The organism is Massilia sp. Root351 (genome assembly GCF_001425045.1).
Classification (GTDB): domain Bacteria; phylum Pseudomonadota; class Gammaproteobacteria; order Burkholderiales; family Burkholderiaceae_D; genus Rugamonas.
In genome coordinates this window covers 638,070-655,107 of record NZ_LMDJ01000001.1, presented here as the reverse complement: position 1 = coordinate 655,107, position 17,038 = coordinate 638,070, and the positions used below count along the sequence as shown (strand labels likewise).

14 protein-coding genes and 2 tRNA genes are annotated in these 17,038 nt (G+C 66.6%); 9 read left to right on the top strand and 7 right to left on the bottom strand.

Translation table 11 applies throughout. From position 1 onward, the window contains the following. Window positions 1-9 precede the first annotated feature (9 nt). Complete coding sequence (locus ASD15_RS02950) at window positions 10-816, top strand: D-hexose-6-phosphate mutarotase (protein ID WP_057153225.1); 807 nt, start codon at window positions 10-12, stop codon at window positions 814-816. Here the strand turns inward: ASD15_RS02950 and ASD15_RS02945 are convergent. Both ASD15_RS02945 and ASD15_RS02940 read right to left on the bottom strand, forming a co-directional pair. Further along, window positions 800-1,876: a carbonic anhydrase gene (locus tag ASD15_RS02945; protein ID WP_057153224.1), complete on the bottom strand. Its 1,077-nt coding sequence runs from the start codon at window positions 1,874-1,876 to the stop codon at window positions 800-802. The two genes, ASD15_RS02950 and ASD15_RS02945, sit on opposite strands and share 17 nt — an antisense overlap. 138 nt (window positions 1,877-2,014) lie before the next feature. Next, complete coding sequence (locus ASD15_RS02940) at window positions 2,015-2,659, bottom strand: VTT domain-containing protein (RefSeq protein WP_057153223.1); 645 nt, start codon at window positions 2,657-2,659, stop codon at window positions 2,015-2,017. Window positions 2,660-2,819: 160 nt separating this feature from the next. Here ASD15_RS02940 and ASD15_RS02935 point away from each other — a divergent pair, with 160 nt between their 5' ends. From ASD15_RS02935 to ASD15_RS02915, 5 genes are all read left to right on the top strand, one after another. Then, window positions 2,820-3,746, top strand: a complete 927-nt coding sequence (locus ASD15_RS02935; RefSeq protein WP_057153222.1) for a peptidylprolyl isomerase — start codon at window positions 2,820-2,822, stop codon at window positions 3,744-3,746. Window positions 3,747-3,815: 69 nt separating this feature from the next. Further along, complete coding sequence (gene mutL / locus ASD15_RS02930; protein WP_082551507.1) at window positions 3,816-5,837, top strand: DNA mismatch repair endonuclease MutL; 2,022 nt, start codon at window positions 3,816-3,818, stop codon at window positions 5,835-5,837. A gap of 17 nt (window positions 5,838-5,854) precedes the next feature. Next, complete coding sequence (gene miaA / locus ASD15_RS02925) at window positions 5,855-6,835, top strand: tRNA (adenosine(37)-N6)-dimethylallyltransferase MiaA (protein WP_082551506.1); 981 nt, start codon at window positions 5,855-5,857, stop codon at window positions 6,833-6,835. Window positions 6,836-6,939: 104 nt separating this feature from the next. Further along, window positions 6,940-7,016: transfer RNA gene (locus tag ASD15_RS02920), tRNA-Met, on the top strand. 7 nt (window positions 7,017-7,023) lie between these two features. Beyond that, window positions 7,024-7,100 (top strand) — tRNA-Met (locus tag ASD15_RS02915). A 51-nt stretch (window positions 7,101-7,151) separates the two neighbouring features. On the opposite strand, the gene cynS is transcribed toward ASD15_RS02915, so the two are convergent. Further along, window positions 7,152-7,622 (bottom strand): cyanase, encoded by a 471-nt coding sequence (gene cynS, locus ASD15_RS02910; protein ID WP_057153220.1) that lies wholly within the window; start codon window positions 7,620-7,622, stop codon window positions 7,152-7,154. 107 nt (window positions 7,623-7,729) lie between these two features. Here cynS and ASD15_RS02905 point away from each other — a divergent pair, with 107 nt between their 5' ends. Genes ASD15_RS02905 through ASD15_RS02895 form a run of 3 tightly spaced genes read left to right on the top strand, consistent with a single transcriptional unit; the run spans window position 7,730 to window position 12,774 of the window. Further along, window positions 7,730-8,308 (top strand): HD family hydrolase, encoded by a 579-nt coding sequence (locus ASD15_RS02905; RefSeq protein ID WP_057153219.1) that lies wholly within the window; start codon window positions 7,730-7,732, stop codon window positions 8,306-8,308. 43 nt (window positions 8,309-8,351) lie between these two features. Next, window positions 8,352-11,819 carry an ATP-binding protein gene (locus tag ASD15_RS02900; RefSeq protein WP_057153218.1) on the top strand — a complete coding sequence of 1,156 codons (3,468 nt, stop codon included), beginning with the start codon at window positions 8,352-8,354 and terminating at the stop codon, window positions 11,817-11,819. Next, the gene (locus tag ASD15_RS02895; RefSeq protein ID WP_057153217.1) at window positions 11,800-12,774 is read left to right on the top strand and encodes a response regulator transcription factor; all 975 of its coding nucleotides are present in this window, start codon (window positions 11,800-11,802) and stop codon (window positions 12,772-12,774) included. Before ASD15_RS02900 ends, ASD15_RS02895 begins: the two co-directional genes overlap by 20 nt. A gap of 16 nt (window positions 12,775-12,790) precedes the next feature. Here ASD15_RS02895 and urtE read toward each other — a convergent pair whose 3' ends face one another. Genes urtE through urtB form a run of 4 tightly spaced genes read right to left on the bottom strand, consistent with a single transcriptional unit; the run spans window position 12,791 to window position 17,014 of the window. Next, on the bottom strand, window positions 12,791-13,489 hold the full coding sequence (urtE, locus tag ASD15_RS02890) for an urea ABC transporter ATP-binding subunit UrtE (RefSeq protein WP_057153216.1): 699 nt from the start codon (window positions 13,487-13,489) through the stop codon (window positions 12,791-12,793). Window positions 13,490-13,497: 8 nt separating this feature from the next. Continuing rightward, complete coding sequence (gene urtD, locus ASD15_RS02885; protein ID WP_057153215.1) at window positions 13,498-14,274, bottom strand: urea ABC transporter ATP-binding protein UrtD; 777 nt, start codon at window positions 14,272-14,274, stop codon at window positions 13,498-13,500. Further along, window positions 14,271-15,422 (bottom strand): urea ABC transporter permease subunit UrtC, encoded by a 1,152-nt coding sequence (urtC, locus tag ASD15_RS02880; RefSeq protein WP_082551505.1) that lies wholly within the window; start codon window positions 15,420-15,422, stop codon window positions 14,271-14,273. The genes urtD and urtC overlap by 4 nt, the downstream gene beginning before the upstream one ends. Next, window positions 15,419-17,014 carry an urea ABC transporter permease subunit UrtB gene (gene urtB / locus ASD15_RS02875; RefSeq protein WP_057153214.1) on the bottom strand — a complete coding sequence of 532 codons (1,596 nt, stop codon included), beginning with the start codon at window positions 17,012-17,014 and terminating at the stop codon, window positions 15,419-15,421. Before urtB ends, urtC begins: the two co-directional genes overlap by 4 nt. Window positions 17,015-17,038 lie beyond the last annotated feature (24 nt).

Here is a 17,038-nt window from a genome sequence, read left to right as displayed (position 1 = left end):
AGGACATCCATGATCAACAGTGGAATCGAGCACGTCACCTACGGCGCGCTGCCGGCAATCCGTGTCACCGCGCCCGACGGCGCGCAGGCCATCATCACGCTGTTCGGCGCCCACCTGCTGTCGTGGACCACGCCGGAGGGCAAGGAACGCCTGTTCCTGAGCGAATGCTCGCCGATGGACGGCAGCGCGGCCATACGCGGCGGCGTGCCGGTGATCTTCCCGCAGTTCTCCACGCGCGGCGACGGCCAGCGCCACGGCCTGGCGCGCTTGTCCAGCTGGCGCCTGGGCGAGCATGGCGCCGACGCGGAGGGCGTGCAGGTGGAATTCGAACTGACGCAGGCCGACGTGCCGGGGCAACTGGCCGCCGGCTGGCCGCACGACTTCGCGCTGCGCCTGCGCTTCGCGCTGCGCGGCAACGCGCTGCAGATGCGCTTCAACGTGCGCAATACCGGACAAAGCAGTTTCGACTTCGCCAGCGCGCTGCACACCTATTATGCGGCGGGCGACTTCCTGAAAAGCGCGCTGCACGGCCTGGAGCCCGGACCCATCGCCTTCGGCCCGCCACTGGACAATATCTACGCCGCGCCGCAGGAGCTGGAACTGCACACCGCTGTCAGCAAGCTGCTGCTGCAGCAGCAAGGCTTCTCGGAATGGGTGGTATGGAACCCGGGCGCGGAAAACGCGGCCAGGCTGACCGACATGGCCGACCACGAATGGCGCGAGTTCGTCTGCATCGAACCGGCGCGCGTGGACCAGAAAGAGCTGAAAGCCGGCGCCGAATGGACCGGCCTGCACACCATTACTGCGATTCCTTGATGATGCGGCCCGATGCAGGCTGGATCGGGCGCGCATTGAGCGGATACAGGCGGCTGAACAGCGCCATCTGCGCCGGCGACGCCTGCACCGGCTCCTTCATCACCAGCCACAGCACGTTCTCGGTGCACGGCGGCTCCGTGATCGATCCCATATAGGTGAAATAGTCGCGCCGCTGCGGCAGCAGGTCGTTCGGATCGAGCACGATGGAGGGCGCCGTCACGTCCCCCTTCTCCAGCGGCAGGTTGTTCCACACGGTCTGGATGGCCGGCTGCGGCTTGCCGCGCTCCAGCAGCAGCGCCAGCACCGCCAGGCGGCCCTCGCCGTCCTTGTGCACCAGGTGCATCACCATCTCGAAACCCTTGCCGTTGATGCGCTCCTCCGACGGCCGGTGGAAATGGAACTGCACCAGCTCGTACATGCGGTTGCCCACCGACAGGAAATTCCCGCCGCCCATGGTCACCTGCACGGTCTTGCCGTTGTCCTGCACGTTGAAGGCGGACGGGCGGTAATCGAAAGTGATCTGCTCCAGGTCCACCTTCATGCCGTCGCGGATATCGATCGGCGACTGGCGGTTGCCGCTGCCGCACTTGGCCCAGTCCGCGTTGATCTTGCTCCAGTTGGCCGGGCCGAATTCGCCCTCGTAGGCCCAGTGCGTGCCGTTGGCGCGCGGCGGCGGCATGGCGGCGATTTTCGCGGCCTTGGCCGCGGCATCCTTCCTGGCCTTGGCGGCGGCGGCGGCGCGCGCGGCCTGGTTGGCGCGCATCTGCGCCAGGCGCTCGGCGATCTTGGCCGACAGTTCCGCTTCGGCCTGCTCCTCGCGTTCGCGCTCGCTCAGCTTGGGCGCGGCAGGCGCCCTGGCGCCCGGCTTGGCGGTCCCGCTAGCGGCGCCATTGGCGCCATTGGCGCCGCCAAGACCGATAGGCGACGGATTGGACGGACGGATGTTGCTGATATTGGCCTGCGCCATCTTGCTCAACGGCGGCGCATAAGGCGAAGGATCGGCGGCGCCCGCTGCCGCAATGGCAAGCCAGCTGGCACTGAAGGCGATCAGGTTACGCATGGGAGTCCAGGAATGAGAAATGCATACCTGGTTTAACGGTTGCACAGGGGGAAAACTTGAGCTGTGCAGGACGAAATCAGCCGCAGCATGGCGCTGCGGCCGTTGTTGCCATTATTACTAGTATTGCAATTGCCGCGGTCAGCGGCCCAGCACGCGGCGGCCCAGCTTCCACGCGCCGCCCAGCATCAGCGGCACGATGGCTGCGCCCACGCCCACCATGACGATGGTGGTCAGGTGGTCGCGCACGATAGGCATATTGCCAAACAGATATCCGCCGACGGTCAGCGACACCACCCACGCCACCGCGCCGGTCACGTTGTACAGCTGGAAGCGGCTGAAGGTCATGTCCGACACGCCCGCCACGAAGGGCGCGAAAGTGCGCACCACGGGAATGAAGCGGGCCAGGATGATGGTCTTGCCGCCGTGCTTCTCGAAGAATTCATGCGTGCGGTGCAGCGCGTCCTTGTTCAGCCAGCGGTAGTCGTGGGTAAATACCCGTTGACCGATGGCCTCGCCGATCCAGTAATTGACGGTGTTGCCGGTGACGGCCGCCGTGATCAGCAGCGCGATCAGGACCGGCAGGTTCATCTGGCCGGTGGCGCACAAGGCGCCGGCGATGAACAGCAGGGTGTCGCCAGGGAAGAAAAACAGCACGACCAAGCCTGTTTCACTAAAAATGATGAAAAACAGCACCGCGTAGATCCACACCCCGTAATGGGCGATCAGGGTGTCCAGGGCCTTGTCGACATGCACCAGCATGTCCAGTAATTGCATGAATTCCATAAAAATCCCAAAAAGGTAACGCCGGTAGCGCCGGAATCATACACCACACTGAGCGGTGCAAGATTGTAGTCACGGTTTAATTTTGCCCACCTGCAGTATGGGGGCGCATGCCGGTATTACAATTCCCCGACTCGCAAATGAGAAACCAGGAGACCAATAGATGCATGCGTACAACGTAGCGAAAACCGTGCTGGCGATCCCGGCACTGGCCGTGCTGTGCACCCAGGCCGTCCGGGCCGCCGAGCCGGCCAACCCGCCCAGGCCCACCGTGGCCGACGTGGTCCAAGCCTCCAGGGCGGCGGACTGGCGCCCGCTGGACCCGGAGCACACGCTGTATATGGACCTGCCCGCCGGCCGCGTGGTGATCGAACTGGCGCCCGCCTTCGCCCCGGCGCACGCCGCCAACATCCGCGCCCTGGTGCGCGAGCACTACTTCGACGGCCTGGCCATGCTGCGTTCGCACGACAACTATGTGGCCCAATGGGGCGACCCGGACGAAAAGAACCCGCGCCCCTTCAAGGCCGCCAAGGCCAAGCTGCCGGGCGAATTCACGGTGCCGCTGTCGAATGACAAGCAATTCACGCTGCTGCCCGACCGCGACGGCTATGCCGCCCAGGTCGGCCACTCGAACGGTTTCCCGTCCGCGCGCGACCCGAAAACCGGGCGCGCCTGGCTGGCGCACTGCTACGGCATGGTCGGCGTGGGCCGCGACGTGGACAGCGACAGCGCCAACGGCAGTTCGCTGTACGCGGTGACCGGCCACGCGCCGCGCCACCTGGACCGCAACATCACCGTGGTGGGCCGGGTGGTGTCCGGCATGCCGCTGCTGTCCTCGCTGCCGCGCGGCAGCGGCGCGCTCGGCTTCTATGACAAGGCCGAGCAGCGCACGCCGATCAAGTCCGTGCGGCTGGCGGCCGACGTGCCCGAAGCCGAGCGCCTCAAGCTCGAAGTCATGCGCACCGACTCGGCCAGCTTCAAGGCCGTGGCCGAAGCCCAGCGCAACCGCGGCGGCCCGTGGACCAAGGTCCCGGCCGGCTACGTCGAGCTGTGCAACGTCACCATCCCCGTGCGCGAAGTTGGCAAATAAACAAAATGGGGTCAGGGTTAATTAACTGGGCAACTAATTTCCCGGAGCACCGTGTTTTATAATCACGGCATGAACGCTCCCGCCCCACACCGTCCCATCCAGGCCCTGCCCGACCAGTTGATTTCCCAGATCGCCGCCGGCGAGGTGGTGGAGCGGCCGTCGGCGGTGGTCAAGGAATTGCTGGAGAACGCGCTCGACGCAGGCTCCACCCAGATCACCGTGCGGCTGGAGGAAGGCGGCGTCAAGCGCATCGCCATCACCGACAACGGCCGCGGCATCGCCCCCGAGCAGATGCCGCTCGCGCTGGCGCGCCACGCCACCTCCAAGATCGCCTCGCTGGACGACCTGGAAAACGTGCACACGCTGGGCTTCCGCGGCGAGGCGCTGGCCTCCATCGCGTCCGTGGCCGCCGTCACGCTCACCTCGCGCACGGCCGACGCGCCGCACGCCTGGGAAATCACCGGCTCGCACCTGGGCACCGTCACGCCCTCGTCCGGCGCCCACGGCACCACCATCGACGTGCGCGACCTGTATTTCAACACACCGGCGCGCCGCAAGTTCTTGAAGTCCGAGCAGACCGAATTCGGCCACTGCGCCGACGTGGTGCGCCGCATCGCGCTGGCGCGGCCGGACGTCGCGTTCTCGCTGGCGCACAACGGCAAGACCGTGGACCACTGGATGGTGGGCGAAATGGCCAAGCGCAGCGCACAGATCCTGGGCGAGAATTTCGCCACCGCGCGCCTGCCGATCGACGAGAACGCCGGCCCGCTGCGCATCCACGGCTACGCCGGCCTGCCCACCGCTTCCAAGGCGCGCGCCGACGGCCAGTACTTCTACGTCAACGGCCGCTTCGTGCGCGACAAGGTGCTGATGCACGCGGTGCGCGCTGCCTACGAGGACGTGCTGCACGGCGACCGCTTCCCGTCCTACGTGCTGGCGCTGGACCTGGACCCGGCGCTGGTGGATGTGAACGTGCACCCGTCCAAGATCGAGGTGCGCTTCCGCGACAGCCGCGCGGTGCACCAGTTTGTGTTCCACGCGGTGCAGCGCGCGCTGGCGCAGACCTCGGCCACCTCGCACGGCAGCGTGCCCTCGCCGCTGCCAGCGGCGGACGGGCTGACCGCCACCGCGCCGTGGCGCCCGCAGGAGCAGACCTCGTTCGGCTCCATCCTCAATCCCGACTACCAGCCGACCTTCTCGGCCTCGCCGTTCGGCCAGCCGCAGCGCCAGTTCGGCGACACGGGCAACCACGGCGGCGTGGCCCAGAGCACGGAGCGTTACGGCGCCCTGTTCAGCGGCGGCAGCGCCTTCGGCGCGCGCGCCAGTTACGGTGTTGATGGCGGCGATGGCGCCGGCAGCGGCGGCGCGGACGGCAACGGCCAGGGCGGCGCAGGCCTCGGCGGCGGCATGTCCGGCGCAGGCGCAGCGGGCGCAGGCTACGCCCTGCCCCAAGCCGCCCCCTACATCGCCTCCTCGGCCGCCATGGCCGCCGAAGAATTCCCGCTCGGCTTCGCGCTGGCGCAGCTGCACGGCATCTACATCATGGCGCAAAACAGCAAAGGCCTGGTGCTGGTGGACATGCACGCCGCGCACGAGCGCATTTTGTACGAACAGCTGAAAAACGCGCTGGACGCGCAAGTGTCCGGCCAGGACATGCAAGTGCAGCAGCTGCTGATCCCCGTCACCTTCTACGCCGACGCGGTGGAAGTGGGCACCGCGCAAGAGCACCAGGAAACGCTGCACTCGCTGGGCTTCGACATCGCCGCCCTGTCGCCCACCACCCTGGCGGTGCGCACCGTGCCTGCCCTGCTGAAGAACGCCGACGCCCAGACGCTGGCGCGCGACGTGCTGCGCGACGTGCGCGAATTCGGCGGCTCGCGCGTGCTCATCGAGCGCCGCAACGAGCTGCTCGGCACCCTGGCCTGCCACACCGCCGTGCGCGCCAACCGCATCCTGTCGGTGCAGGAAATGAACGCCCTGCTGCGCCAGATGGAAAGCACCGAACGCGCCGACCAGTGCAACCACGGCCGCCCGACCTGGGTGCAGGTCGAAATCAACGCGCTGGACAAGCTGTTCCTGCGCGGCCAGTAACCGAAAAAAAAAGCATCATGACGCAAGCAAGCAAACCGCCGGCCGCCAAGCCGCTGGCCGTGGCCATCATGGGCCCCACCGCCAGCGGCAAGACCGCCGCCGCACTGGCCATCGCGCAGCAGATCCCGTCCGAAATCATCTCCGTCGATTCGGCGCTGGTGTACCGCGGCATGGACATCGGCACCGCCAAGCCCACGCGCGAGGAGCGCGCCGCCGCGCCGCACCACCTGATCGACATCATCGACCCGCTCGACTCCTACTCGGTGGCCCAGTTCCGCAGCGACACCCTGCGCCTGGTGGACCAGATCGTCGCGCGCGGCAAGCTGCCGCTGCTGGTGGGCGGCACCATGCTGTACTTTAAAGGCCTGGCCGACGGCCTGGACGACCTGCCCGGCGCCGACCCGGCGCTACGCGCCGCACTGGAAGACGAAGCCGCGCGCCACGGCTGGCCGGCGATGCACGCCCGCCTGGCCCAGCAAGACCCCGCCACCGCCGCCCGCCTGGCGCCGAACGACGCGCAGCGCATCCAGCGCGCGCTGGAGATCATCGCACTGAGCGGCAAGCCGATGTCGGAGCTGCTGGCCTTGCGCGAGAAGACCGCGCTGCCGTTCGAGCTGCTGTCGTTCGCGCTGGAGCCGTCCGACCGCGCCGTGCTGCACGAACGCATCGCGCGCCGCTTCGACATCATGCTGCAGGCAAGCCCGGATGGCGACCTGATCAGCGAAGTGGCCCAGCTGCGCCGCCGTGGCGACCTGCATCCCGGGCTGCCGTCCATGCGCTGCGTGGGCTACCGCCAGGCCTGGGAATACCTGGACGGCAGCATCGACTTCAAGACCATGCGCGAGACCGGCATCATCGCCACGCGCCAGCTGGCCAAGCGCCAGCTGACCTGGCTGCGCTCGATGCCGGAGCGCGCGGTGATCGATTGCCTGGCGCCGGACCCGGCCGGCACCATGCTGGCCGCGATCAACACCCGGGGTCAGCCCCGGGGGGGCTGACCCCGGAAGTTATGTAATCGCCATCAAAAACAGCCCTGCAGCAAAATAATTCCGCCGTTTCCTTGACAGCCCCCGGCCCAAAACGCGATAATGCTGGCCGTTGCGGTGATATAGCTCAGTTGGTTAGAGCACAGCATTCATAATGCTGGGGTCGGTGGTTCAAGTCCACCTATCACCACCAACCTTTCGGTGATATAGCTCAGTTGGTTAGAGCACAGCATTCATAATGCTGGGGTCGGTGGTTCAAGTCCACCTATCACCACCAGGATTCATCAGGAAAGCCCTGCCCCGGAAACGGCGCAGGGCTTTTTTGTGTTCAGAACGGCTTATACGGCAGGAATTTGCCGTCCAGCGTGATGATGGCGCGCGAGCCGCCCTCGGGGTCGTCCACCTTCTGGATATCCAGCTTGAAGTTGATGGCGCTGATGATGCCGTCGCCGAACTGCTCGTGCACCAGGGCCTTCAGCGTGGTGCCGTACACCTGCACCATTTCGTAGAAGCGGTAAATGGTCGGATCGGTCGGCACGCCGCCCGGAATGCTGCCGCGCAGCGGGATGGTTTGCAGCAGCGCTGCCGCCTCCGCGTCCAGGCCGAGCCGCTGCGCCACCGCGAAGGCGGCCGCCTTCGGCAGCGCGTGCTGGCCCAGCAGGGCCGCCGTCACATACGGCACGCTCAGGCCCGTGCCTTCGGCCAGCTGCGCCCAGCTCAGGTCCCGCATGGCCTTGGCGGTGACGATACGGGCGCTCAGCGCCATGTGCGCGTCCTGGGTGTGGGTCGATTGCGGCATGGGATTCCTTTCAAGAGTGAGGTATCGGTCACTCCCACGATGCAACTACCGTGCCATTCTTTTGCACCAATTTGCGGCAGAAAACCCGCTGCTGGTAAAGTAAGGGCATGGACAAATCCGAACTGACCGGCTGCATCGCCTTCCTGCAGGAGGCCGAGCGGCTCAAAAACGTGCTGCGCACGGCACACACCTCCGAGGGCCGGCGCGAGAGCACGGCGGAACACAGCTGGCGCCTGGCCCTGTTCGCCATGCTGCTGGAAGACGAGCTGCCGGGCCTGGACTTCGCGCGCATCCTCAAAATGTGCGTGATCCACGACCTGGGCGAGGCGCTCCATGGCGACATCCCGGCCATCGCGCAAACGCCCGGCATGCCGGACAAATCGGCGCGCGAACGGGAGGACTTGCAGACGCTGGCCGCCCCGCTGCCGGAACGCCTGCGCACCCAGCTGCTGTCGCTATGGGACGAGTACGACAACGCCGCCTCGCCCGAGGCGCGCATCGTCAAGGGGCTCGACAAGCTGGAGACCATGATCCAGCACAACCAGGGCATGAACCCGGACGATTTCGATTACGCCTTCAACCTTGGCTACGGCACCCGGCACACGGCGCGCCACCCGCTACTGGCGGCCCTGCGCGAGATGGTGGATGAGGTGACACGGGAGCGCGCCGGCCAACGCCGGGCGTAAAACTTGCTAGCAACACCAGGACTACGCTACCTGGGAATGCAAAATGCCGGTGTCTGCACCAAAAACGGGCGTGGCCGATCAGGAACCGCCGCAGCGCATCGTCAAGATCCGCCGCGACTACAACACCTGGGTGGCCAACGAGACCATCGAAGACTACGCGCTGCGCTATACGCCGCGCTCGTTCCGCAAATGGTCGGTGTTCCGGGTGTCGAACACCGCCTTCGGCGCCATCTCCTTCCTGGTGCTGGAAGCGATCGGCGGCACCATCGCCGTCAACTACGGTTTCATCAACGCCTTCTGGGCCATCATGGCAGTGGGCCTGATCATCTTCCTCACCGGCCTGCCGATCAGCTACTACGCCGCCAGGTACGGCGTGGACATGGACCTGCTCACGCGCGGCGCCGGCTTCGGCTACATCGGCTCCACCATTTCGTCTTTCGTCTACGCTTCCTTCACCTTCATCCTGTTCGCGCTGGAAGCGGCCATCATGGCCTACGCGCTGGAGCTGTATTTCGGCTTGCCGTTATGGATAGGCTATATGGTCAGCGCGCTGGTGGTGATCCCCCTGGTGACGCACGGCGTGACCCTGATCAGCCGCATCCAGATGATTTCGCAGCCGGTCTGGCTGCTGCTGCTGGTGCTGCCGTTTATCGCCATCGCGGTCAAGCAGCCGGAGCTGCTCACGCAACTGGGGCAGTTCGCCGGCCAGTCGCCCGGCAACGGCCAGTTCAACATGCTGGCCTTCGGCGCCGCCACCGCCGTCGGCGTGGCGCTCATCACCCAGATCGGCGAACAGGTGGACTTCCTGCGCTTCATGCCGGAAAAGACGGCCAGGAACCGCATCCAGTGGCACCTGGGCGTGCTGGCCGCCGGCCCCGGCTGGATCGTGCTCGGCATCGCCAAGATGCTGGGCGGCGCGCTGCTGGCGCTGCTGGCGATTAACAGCGGTGTGGCGCTGGCACAGGCGATCAACCCGAACCAGATGTACCTGGCCGGCTTCCAGCAGGTGTTCGCCAGCCCCACCGCCGCCGTGCTGGTGACGGCCTGCTTCGTCATCATCTCGCAGGTGAAGATCAACATGACCAACGCCTACGCCGGCTCGCTGGCGTGGTCCAACTTCTTCGCGCGTCTGACGCACAGCCATCCGGGACGCGTGGTGTGGGCCGTGTTCAACGCGCTGATCGCCGTGCTGCTGATGGAACTGGACGTGTTCCAGGCGCTGGACCAGGTGCTGGGACTGTATTCCAATATCGCCATCTCGTGGGTGACGGCCGTGGTGGCGGACCTGGTGGTGAACAAACCGCTGGGACTGAGCCCCAAGGGCATCGAGTTCCGCCGCGCCTACCTGTACGACATCAACCCGGTGGGCGTGGGCGCCATGGTGCTGGCGTCGGTGCTGTCGGTGGCGGCGTTCACCGGCCTGTTCGGCGCGCAGGCGCAAGCCTTCTCGGCCTTCATCGCACTGGGCACCGCCTTTGCCGCCGCGCCGCTGATCGCCATCGCCACCAGGGGCAAGTATTACATTGCCCGCCAGCCGGCGCCGGCGGCCACGCTCGGCAAAGTCTGCTGCATCTGCTCCAGGGAGTACGAGTCGGAAGACATGGCGCACTGCCCGGCCTACCAGGGCCCGATCTGCTCCCTGTGCTGCTGCCTGGACGCGCGCTGCAACGACGTGTGCAAGCCGCACGCGCGCTTCACCGAGCAGTGGGACAGCGCCATGAAGGCGCTGCTGCCCAAGTCCATGTGGCCCTACATCACCAGCGGCCTTGGCCACTACCTGCTGCTGATGATGGTGACGCTGCTGTTCCTGGGCGGCCTGCTGGGACTGATCTACGTGCACGAGGAACGGCTGCTGCTCCAGGCCGGCTCCACCATGCTGCCGCAACTGCGGCTGGCCTTCATCAAGATCTTCGGCGCGCTGCTGCTGGCCAGCGGCATCGTGGCGTGGTGGCTGGTGCTCACCAGCGAGAGCCGCCGCGTGGCGCAGGAGGAATCGAACCGCCAGACCGGCTTGCTGACCCGCGAAATCGAACTGCACAGCCGCACCGACGCGCAGCTGCAGCAGGCCAAGAAGCAGGCCGACCAGGCCAACCAGGCCAAGAGCCGCTATATCGCCGGCATCAGCCACGAAATCCGCACCCCGCTCAACAGCATCCTCGGCTACGCGCAGCTGCTCGACAACGACCCGTCGATACCGGAGCACCGCCAGCAGGCCATCCGCGTGATACGCGGCAGCGGCGAACACCTGCTGTCGCTGATCGAAGGCACGCTGGACATCGCGCGCATCGAGGGCGGCAAGCTCAGTTTCAACATCAAGGAAGTGAAGCTGCCGGACTTCATCGGCCAGATCGTGCGCATGTTCGAGCAGCAGGCCGGCGCCAAAGGACTGTCGTTCCGCTACGAACTGACCGGCGAGCTGCCGCGCGTGGTGCGCGCGGACCGCAAGCGGCTGGGCCAGATCCTGATCAACATCCTCGGCAACGCGGTCAAGTTCACCCAGCGCGGCGGCATCGTGTTCCGGGTGCGCTACGCGCGCGACATGGCGGCCTTCGAGGTGGAGGACAGCGGTCCGGGCATTCTGGAACATGAACGCGAGTCCATCTTCGAGCCGTTCACGCGCGGCAGCGCCGGCGAGCACGCGGGCGCCGCCGGCACCGGCCTCGGCCTGCCGATCAGCAAGATGCTGACGCAGCTGATGGGCGGTGAACTCACGCTCAACAGCACGCCGGGCAGCGGCAGCGTGTTCAAGATCAAGCTGATGCTGCCGCGCGTGCACACGGAAGCGCGCGCGGACGGCGCGCCCGAAGCGGTGCGTACCGGCTACGCGGGCCGCCGCCGCAAGGTGCTGGTGGTGGACAATGAGCGCGTGGACCGCGAGCTGCTGGTAAACATACTGGCACCGCTGGGCTTCGAGATGGCGCAGGCCGTGTCGGGCGCGGACTGCGTGGACAACTATGCCGCCCTCGGCCCGGACCTGATCCTGATGGACCTGGCCATGCCCGGCATGGACGGCTGGGAGGCCAGCCGCATCATCCGCCAGGTGCACCGCTCCGAAGTGCCGATCGCCATCGTGTCGGCCAACGCGTACGACAAGGGGCTGGAGAACCCGGCGGCGATCCCGGCCGAGGACTTCTTCGTCAAGCCGGTGAACGTGGCGGAGCTGCTGGACTGGATTGGCCGCCGGCTGCAGCTGGAGTGGATATCGCACGCGGGGCCGAAAAGCATCAGCAGCGAGATTGCCGCTGCGGAGACGGCGCCGCCGCCCGTGCTGCTCTTCCCGCCCGCCGCCCAGTTGGTGGAACTGCGCGCCCAGCTCAAGCTGGGCTATGTGCGCGGCATTGTCCACCAGCTCGACGAAATCGCCACGCTCGGCCCGCAATACTCGGCCTTCATCGCCGCCATGCGTGGCCACGCCGCCCGCTTCCAGCTGGATGCAATGGCGCGGCTGCTGGAGCAATGCAGCGAAACAGACCAAGACTTGGGAGAACAACATGATACCGAAGCAATTTGAGCACCGCCCCGGCCACCTGGTGCTGATCGTCGACGACGTGCCGGAAAACCTGGCGGTGCTGCACGACGCACTGGACGAATCGGGCTTCACGGTACTGGTGGCGAACAGCGGCGCGGACGCGCTGGAACGCTGCGCGCAAGCGGTGCCGGACATCATCCTGCTGGACGCGGTGATGCCGGGCATGGACGGCTTTGAAACCTGCCGCCAGCTGCGCGCGCAGATCGCCACGCGGCATGTACCCATCATCTTCATGACCGGGCTGACCGAAACCGAGCATGTGCTGGCAGCCTTCAGCGCCGGCGGCACCGACTACGTGACCAAGCCAGTGCGGCAGAGCGAAGTACTGGCGCGTATCGCGGCGCACTTGCAGACCGCGCGGCTGATGAACCAGGCCCGCAGCGCGCTGGACGCGTTCGGCAACGCCACCCTGGCGATCGGGCCGCGCACCGGGCGCATCGTCTGGCAAACGCCGCTGGCGCGGCAGCTGATGCAAAACTATTTCGCGTTGCCGGGCACCGGGCAACTGGCCGATACGCCGGCCGAGCTGACGGCGTGGCTGGCGGCCACCGTGCAAGCGCGCCAGGCGGGCCTGGACTATCCGCCGCTCAACGTGATCCAGGGCGCGCAACGGCTGATCTTCAGCGCGGGCGACCTGGGCAACCCGGAGCAGTGGATGGTGGTGCTGCGCGAAGAGTCGGACGCGGCGCAGGTGCAGGCGCTGGTGGCGCTGTTCAAGCTGACCATGCGCGAGTCGGAGGTGCTGCACTGGGTCATCAAGGGAAAGACCAACCGCGACATCGGCGACATTCTCGGCACCAGCCCGCGCACGGTGAACAAGCACCTGGAGCACGTGTTCGAGAAGCTGGGCGTGGAGACACGCACCGCCGCCGCGTCGCTGGCGATGAACAAGCTGCGCGGCTCGGCCGACTCGGGCGCGATGGTGGCGAGCGCCTGAGCCGGCGGCAGCTGCGCTACACCGCCAGGTGCCGCCGCACGGCCTCGCCGTCCATGTCGTCCGGCGCGCCGGCGGCCACCACTTCTCCGCGCGAGAGCACCACGAACTTGTCCGCCAGCGCGCGCGCGAAGTCGAAGTACTGCTCGCACAGCAGGATGCCGATATCGCCGCGCTGCCGCAGCAGCCGTATTACCCGTTCGATGTCCTTGATGATGGACGGCTGGATGCCCTCGGTCGGCTCGTCGAGGATAATCAGCTTGGGCCTGGCCAGCAGCGCGCGCGCGATGGCCAGCTGCTGTTGCTGCCCGCCCGACAGGTCGCCGCCGCGCCGTCCCAGCATCTCCTTCAGCACAGGGAAAAGCTCGTACACTTCGCCGCTGATGGTGGACGCTTCGCGCCGCGACAGCGTTGCCATGCCCATCTGCAGATTCTCCTGCACCGTCAGGCGCGCGAAAATTTCCCGGCCCTGCGGCACATAGGCGATACCAGCCGCCGCGCGCTGGTGCGGCTTGAGGCGCGTGATGTCGCGCCCGTTGAACGTCACCTTGCCGCGCGCCACCGGCAGCACGCCGGTCAGGCACTTGAGCAGCGTGGTCTTGCCCACGCCGTTGCGGCCCAGCAGCGTCAGGCATTCGCCCTTCTCCACCGACAGCGAGACCCCGCGCAGGGTGTGCGACGAGCCGTAGTACTGGTTCACTTGTTCTACTTGCAGCATATGGCTCCCTAGCGTCCCAGATAGACTTCGATCACGCGTTCATCGGCCTGCACCTGATCCATGCGGCCTTGCGCCAGCACCGATCCCTCATGCAGCACCGTCACCTCGCCCTGCTGCGCAATCTCGGCGACAAAGCCCATGTCGTGCTCCACCACCATGATGGAATGCTTGCCGCGCAACTCGTTCAGCAGCTCGGCTGTGCGCGCGGTTTCCGCGTCCGACATGCCGGCCACCGGTTCGTCCAGCAGGATCAGCTGCGGCTCCTGCATCAGCAGCATGCCGATTTCCAGCCATTGCTTCTGGCCGTGCGACAGCAGCCCGGCCAGCCGCTCCTCCTGGCCGTTGAGGCGGATCAGGCGCAGGATCTCGGCGATCTTGTCGCGCTGCTCCGAGCCGAGCCGGGCAAACAGCGTCGGACGCACACGCTTGTCCATCTTGGCGGCCAGCTCCAGGTTCTCGAACACCGTGTGCTGCTCGAACACCGTGGGCCGCTGGAACTTGCGGCCGATGCCGGCGTGCGCGATATCGTATTCGGTCATGCCCGCCAGGTCGTAGGTCTGGCCGAAGAAGGCGCTGCCGGAGGTGGGCCGCGTCTTGCCGGTGATGACGTCCATCATGGTGGTCTTGCCAGCGCCGTTGGGACCGATGATGCAGCGCAGCTCTCCCACGCCGATGTTCAGGCTCAGTTTATTGAGCGCCTTGAAGCCGTCGAAAGACACGGTGATGTCGTCCAGATACAGGATGATGCCATGCTCCGTGTCCAGGCCTTCGCGTTTGACGGTCATGCGGCCTCCTTGGCAGGCGCGCTTGCGTGCGGCGCCGTATCGGCTGCGGGCGCCGGTGCAGGTTCCGGCGGCGGCGCGCCGCGCTTCAGTTTTTCCACCAGGCCCAGTATGCCTTTTTGCATGAATAGCGTAACCAGAATGAACAGCAGCCCCAGTGCGAACAGCCACAGGTCCGGGAACGCCGCGGTGAACCAGCTTTTCAGCCCGTTTACGGTGAACGCGCCGATGATGGGGCCAACCAGCGTGCCGCGCCCGCCCACCGCCGCCCAGATCACCATCTCGATCGAGTTGGCCGGCGACATTTCGGACGGATTGATGATGCCCACCTGCGGCACGTACAGCGCACCCGCTATGCCGCACAGCACCGCCGACAAGGTCCAAACGAAGAGCTTGAACCACAGCGGGTTGTAGCCGATGAACATGAGGCGCGATTCGGCGTCACGCACGGCCTGCAGCACGCGGCCCAGCTTCGAAGTGACGATCCAGCGGCACAGCAGCAGCGCGCCGACCAGGAAGGCCAGCGTCACCAGGTACAACACCGCCTTGGTGCCGGGAGCCGTCACGCTGAAGCCGAGGATGCGCTTGAAGTCGGTAAAGCCGTTATTGCCGCCGAAGCCGGTGTCGTTGCGGAAGAACAGCAGCATGAAGGCGTAGGTCATGGCTTGCGTGATGATGGAGAAGTACACGCCCTTGATGCGCGAGCGGAAGGCGAAGTAGCCGAACACGAAGGCCAGCACGCCCGGCACCAGCACCACCAGCGCCATGCAGTACCAGAAGTTGTCCGTCATGGACCAGTACCAGGGATAGGTTTTCCAGTCGAGAAAGACCATGAAGTCCGGCAGCGTGCTTTGGTAGACGCCGTCGCGGCCAATGGCGCGCATCAGGTACATGCCGTGCGCGTAGGCGCCCAGCGCGAAGAACACGCCGTGGCCCAGCGACAGGATGCCGGTGTAGCCCCACACCAGGTCCAGCGCCAGCGCGGCCAGCGCATAGCACATGAACTTGCCGACCAGGCCCATGGCATAGCTGGAAACGTGCAGCGCATGGCCGGCCGGGAACACGAGGTTCAGCAGCGGCAGCAGCGCGGCCACCGCCACCACCGCGCAGATCGCGCTCCAGGCGCGGGGAGTATATAGACTGAGGCTCATTCGACGCTCCTGCCTTTCATCGCGAACAGTCCTTGCGGCCGGCGCTGGATGAAGATGATGATGAATACGAGGATGGAAATCTTGGCCATGACGGCGCCCGCCAGCGGTTCCAGGAACTTGTTCACTTCGCCCAGGCCCAGCGCGGCGATCACGGTGCCGGCCAGCTGGCCGACGCCTCCCAGCACCACCACCATGAAGGAATCGACGATGTAGGCCTGGCCCAGGTCCGGCCCGACGTTGCCAAGCTGGGACAGCGCCACGCCGCCCAGGCCGGCGATCCCGGAGCCCAGCCCGAAGGTCATCATGTCGATGCGGCCGGTGGGCACGCCCACGCAGTCGGCCATGCGCCGGTTCTGCATGACGGCGCGAACGAACAGGCCGAGGCGGGTCTTGTTCAGGATCAGCCACACAGCCACCACCACGATGATGGCGAAGGCGATGATGGCGATGCGGTTGTACGACAGCACCAGCGAGCCAAGCACGGTCACGCCGCCGGACATCCACGATGGGTTGGCCACCTCCACGTTCTGCGCGCCGAAAATGGTGCGCACCAGCTGCATCAGCATCAGGCTGATGCCCCAGGTGGCCAGCAGGGTTTCCAGCGGCCGGCCGTAGAGCCAGCGGATCACCGTGCGCTCCAGCGCCACGCCGACCGCGAACGCGACCAGGAAGGCGGCCGGCAGCGCGGCGGCGAGGTACCAGTCCAGCGCGTTCGGGAAGTAATTGCGGAACAGCGACTGGCACAGATAGGTGGTGTAGGCGCCTATCATCAGCAGCTCGCCGTGGGCCATGTTGATGATGCCCATCAGGCCGAAGGTGATGGCCAGGCCGAGCGCGGCCAGCAGCAGCACGCTGCCCAGCGACACGCCGTAGAACAGGTTGCCGACGAATTCGGTGCGGGCGATGCGGCTGTCGATGCGGTTCAGCGCGTCCACGGCGGCGCTGCGCACCGAGGGATCGGGTTCGGCGAAGCTGCCGCCATCCTGTACCAGCATGGCTTGCAGCACAGGGCGCAGCGCGGCGCCGCCGGTGTCGGCCAGGCTTGCCACGGCGGCGCGGCGCACGGCGGCGTCGGGCGAGTGCAGGTCGGCGGTGGCGACCAGGGTTTGCAGGATGGTTTTGATGTCCGCGTCCCGCTCCAGCGCGTAGGCCTTGCGTACCAGCGGCGCTTGCGCGGGGTCGGCGGATTTGGCTTGCAGCTGGAGCGCTGCGGCCAGGCGCTGTTCGCGCTGCGGCGACAGCAGCGCCAGGCCGGATAGCGCGCCCTCGACCGCACCGCGCAGGCGATTGTTGACGACCACGCCGTCCACACCGTCCGGCACGGGGCCGGTGGCGCCGGTGGCAGGGTTCCAGGCCTTGTCGCCGTCGACGACCAGGATGGCGCCGTCCGGCGTGGCGTACAGCGTGTCGCCGTTCAGCGCTTGCAGCACCTTGAGCGCATCGGCATCGGCCAGCGCGGCGATCCTGCCGACCGCTTCGATGCGCGCGTCGGGATCGTCGCCGGCCAGCGGCGCGAGCAACGCCGGAGAAATTGCGGCATGCACGCCCAAGGCGTGCAGGCAAAGCAGCGCTGTTAGCAGAATTCGTTTCATGGGATATGCCGGGTTGTCATGCTG

Excerpts from the sequence above, each read along its gene's own strand:
- cynS (WP_057153220.1), bottom strand. The coding sequence starts at position 7,622 with ATGCCGCAATCGACCCACACCCAGGACGCGCACATGGCGCTGAGCGCC.
- ASD15_RS02935 (WP_057153222.1), top strand. The coding sequence starts at position 2,820 with ATGCATGCGTACAACGTAGCGAAAACCGTGCTGGCGATCCCGGCACTG.
- ASD15_RS02950 (WP_057153225.1), top strand. The coding sequence starts at position 10 with ATGATCAACAGTGGAATCGAGCACGTCACCTACGGCGCGCTGCCGGCA.
- urtC (WP_082551505.1), bottom strand. The coding sequence starts at position 15,422 with ATGAGCCTCAGTCTATATACTCCCCGCGCCTGGAGCGCGATCTGCGCG.
- ASD15_RS02895 (WP_057153217.1), top strand. The coding sequence starts at position 11,800 with ATGATACCGAAGCAATTTGAGCACCGCCCCGGCCACCTGGTGCTGATC.
- ASD15_RS02900 (WP_057153218.1), top strand. The coding sequence starts at position 8,352 with ATGCCGGTGTCTGCACCAAAAACGGGCGTGGCCGATCAGGAACCGCCG.
- miaA (WP_082551506.1), top strand. The coding sequence starts at position 5,855 with ATGACGCAAGCAAGCAAACCGCCGGCCGCCAAGCCGCTGGCCGTGGCC.
- ASD15_RS02945 (WP_057153224.1), bottom strand. The coding sequence starts at position 1,876 with ATGCGTAACCTGATCGCCTTCAGTGCCAGCTGGCTTGCCATTGCGGCA.
- urtE (WP_057153216.1), bottom strand. The coding sequence starts at position 13,489 with ATGCTGCAAGTAGAACAAGTGAACCAGTACTACGGCTCGTCGCACACC.
- urtD (WP_057153215.1), bottom strand. The coding sequence starts at position 14,274 with ATGACCGTCAAACGCGAAGGCCTGGACACGGAGCATGGCATCATCCTG.
- ASD15_RS02905 (WP_057153219.1), top strand. The coding sequence starts at position 7,730 with ATGGACAAATCCGAACTGACCGGCTGCATCGCCTTCCTGCAGGAGGCC.
- mutL (WP_082551507.1), top strand. The coding sequence starts at position 3,816 with ATGAACGCTCCCGCCCCACACCGTCCCATCCAGGCCCTGCCCGACCAG.
- urtB (WP_057153214.1), bottom strand. The coding sequence starts at position 17,014 with ATGAAACGAATTCTGCTAACAGCGCTGCTTTGCCTGCACGCCTTGGGC.
- ASD15_RS02940 (WP_057153223.1), bottom strand. The coding sequence starts at position 2,659 with ATGGAATTCATGCAATTACTGGACATGCTGGTGCATGTCGACAAGGCC.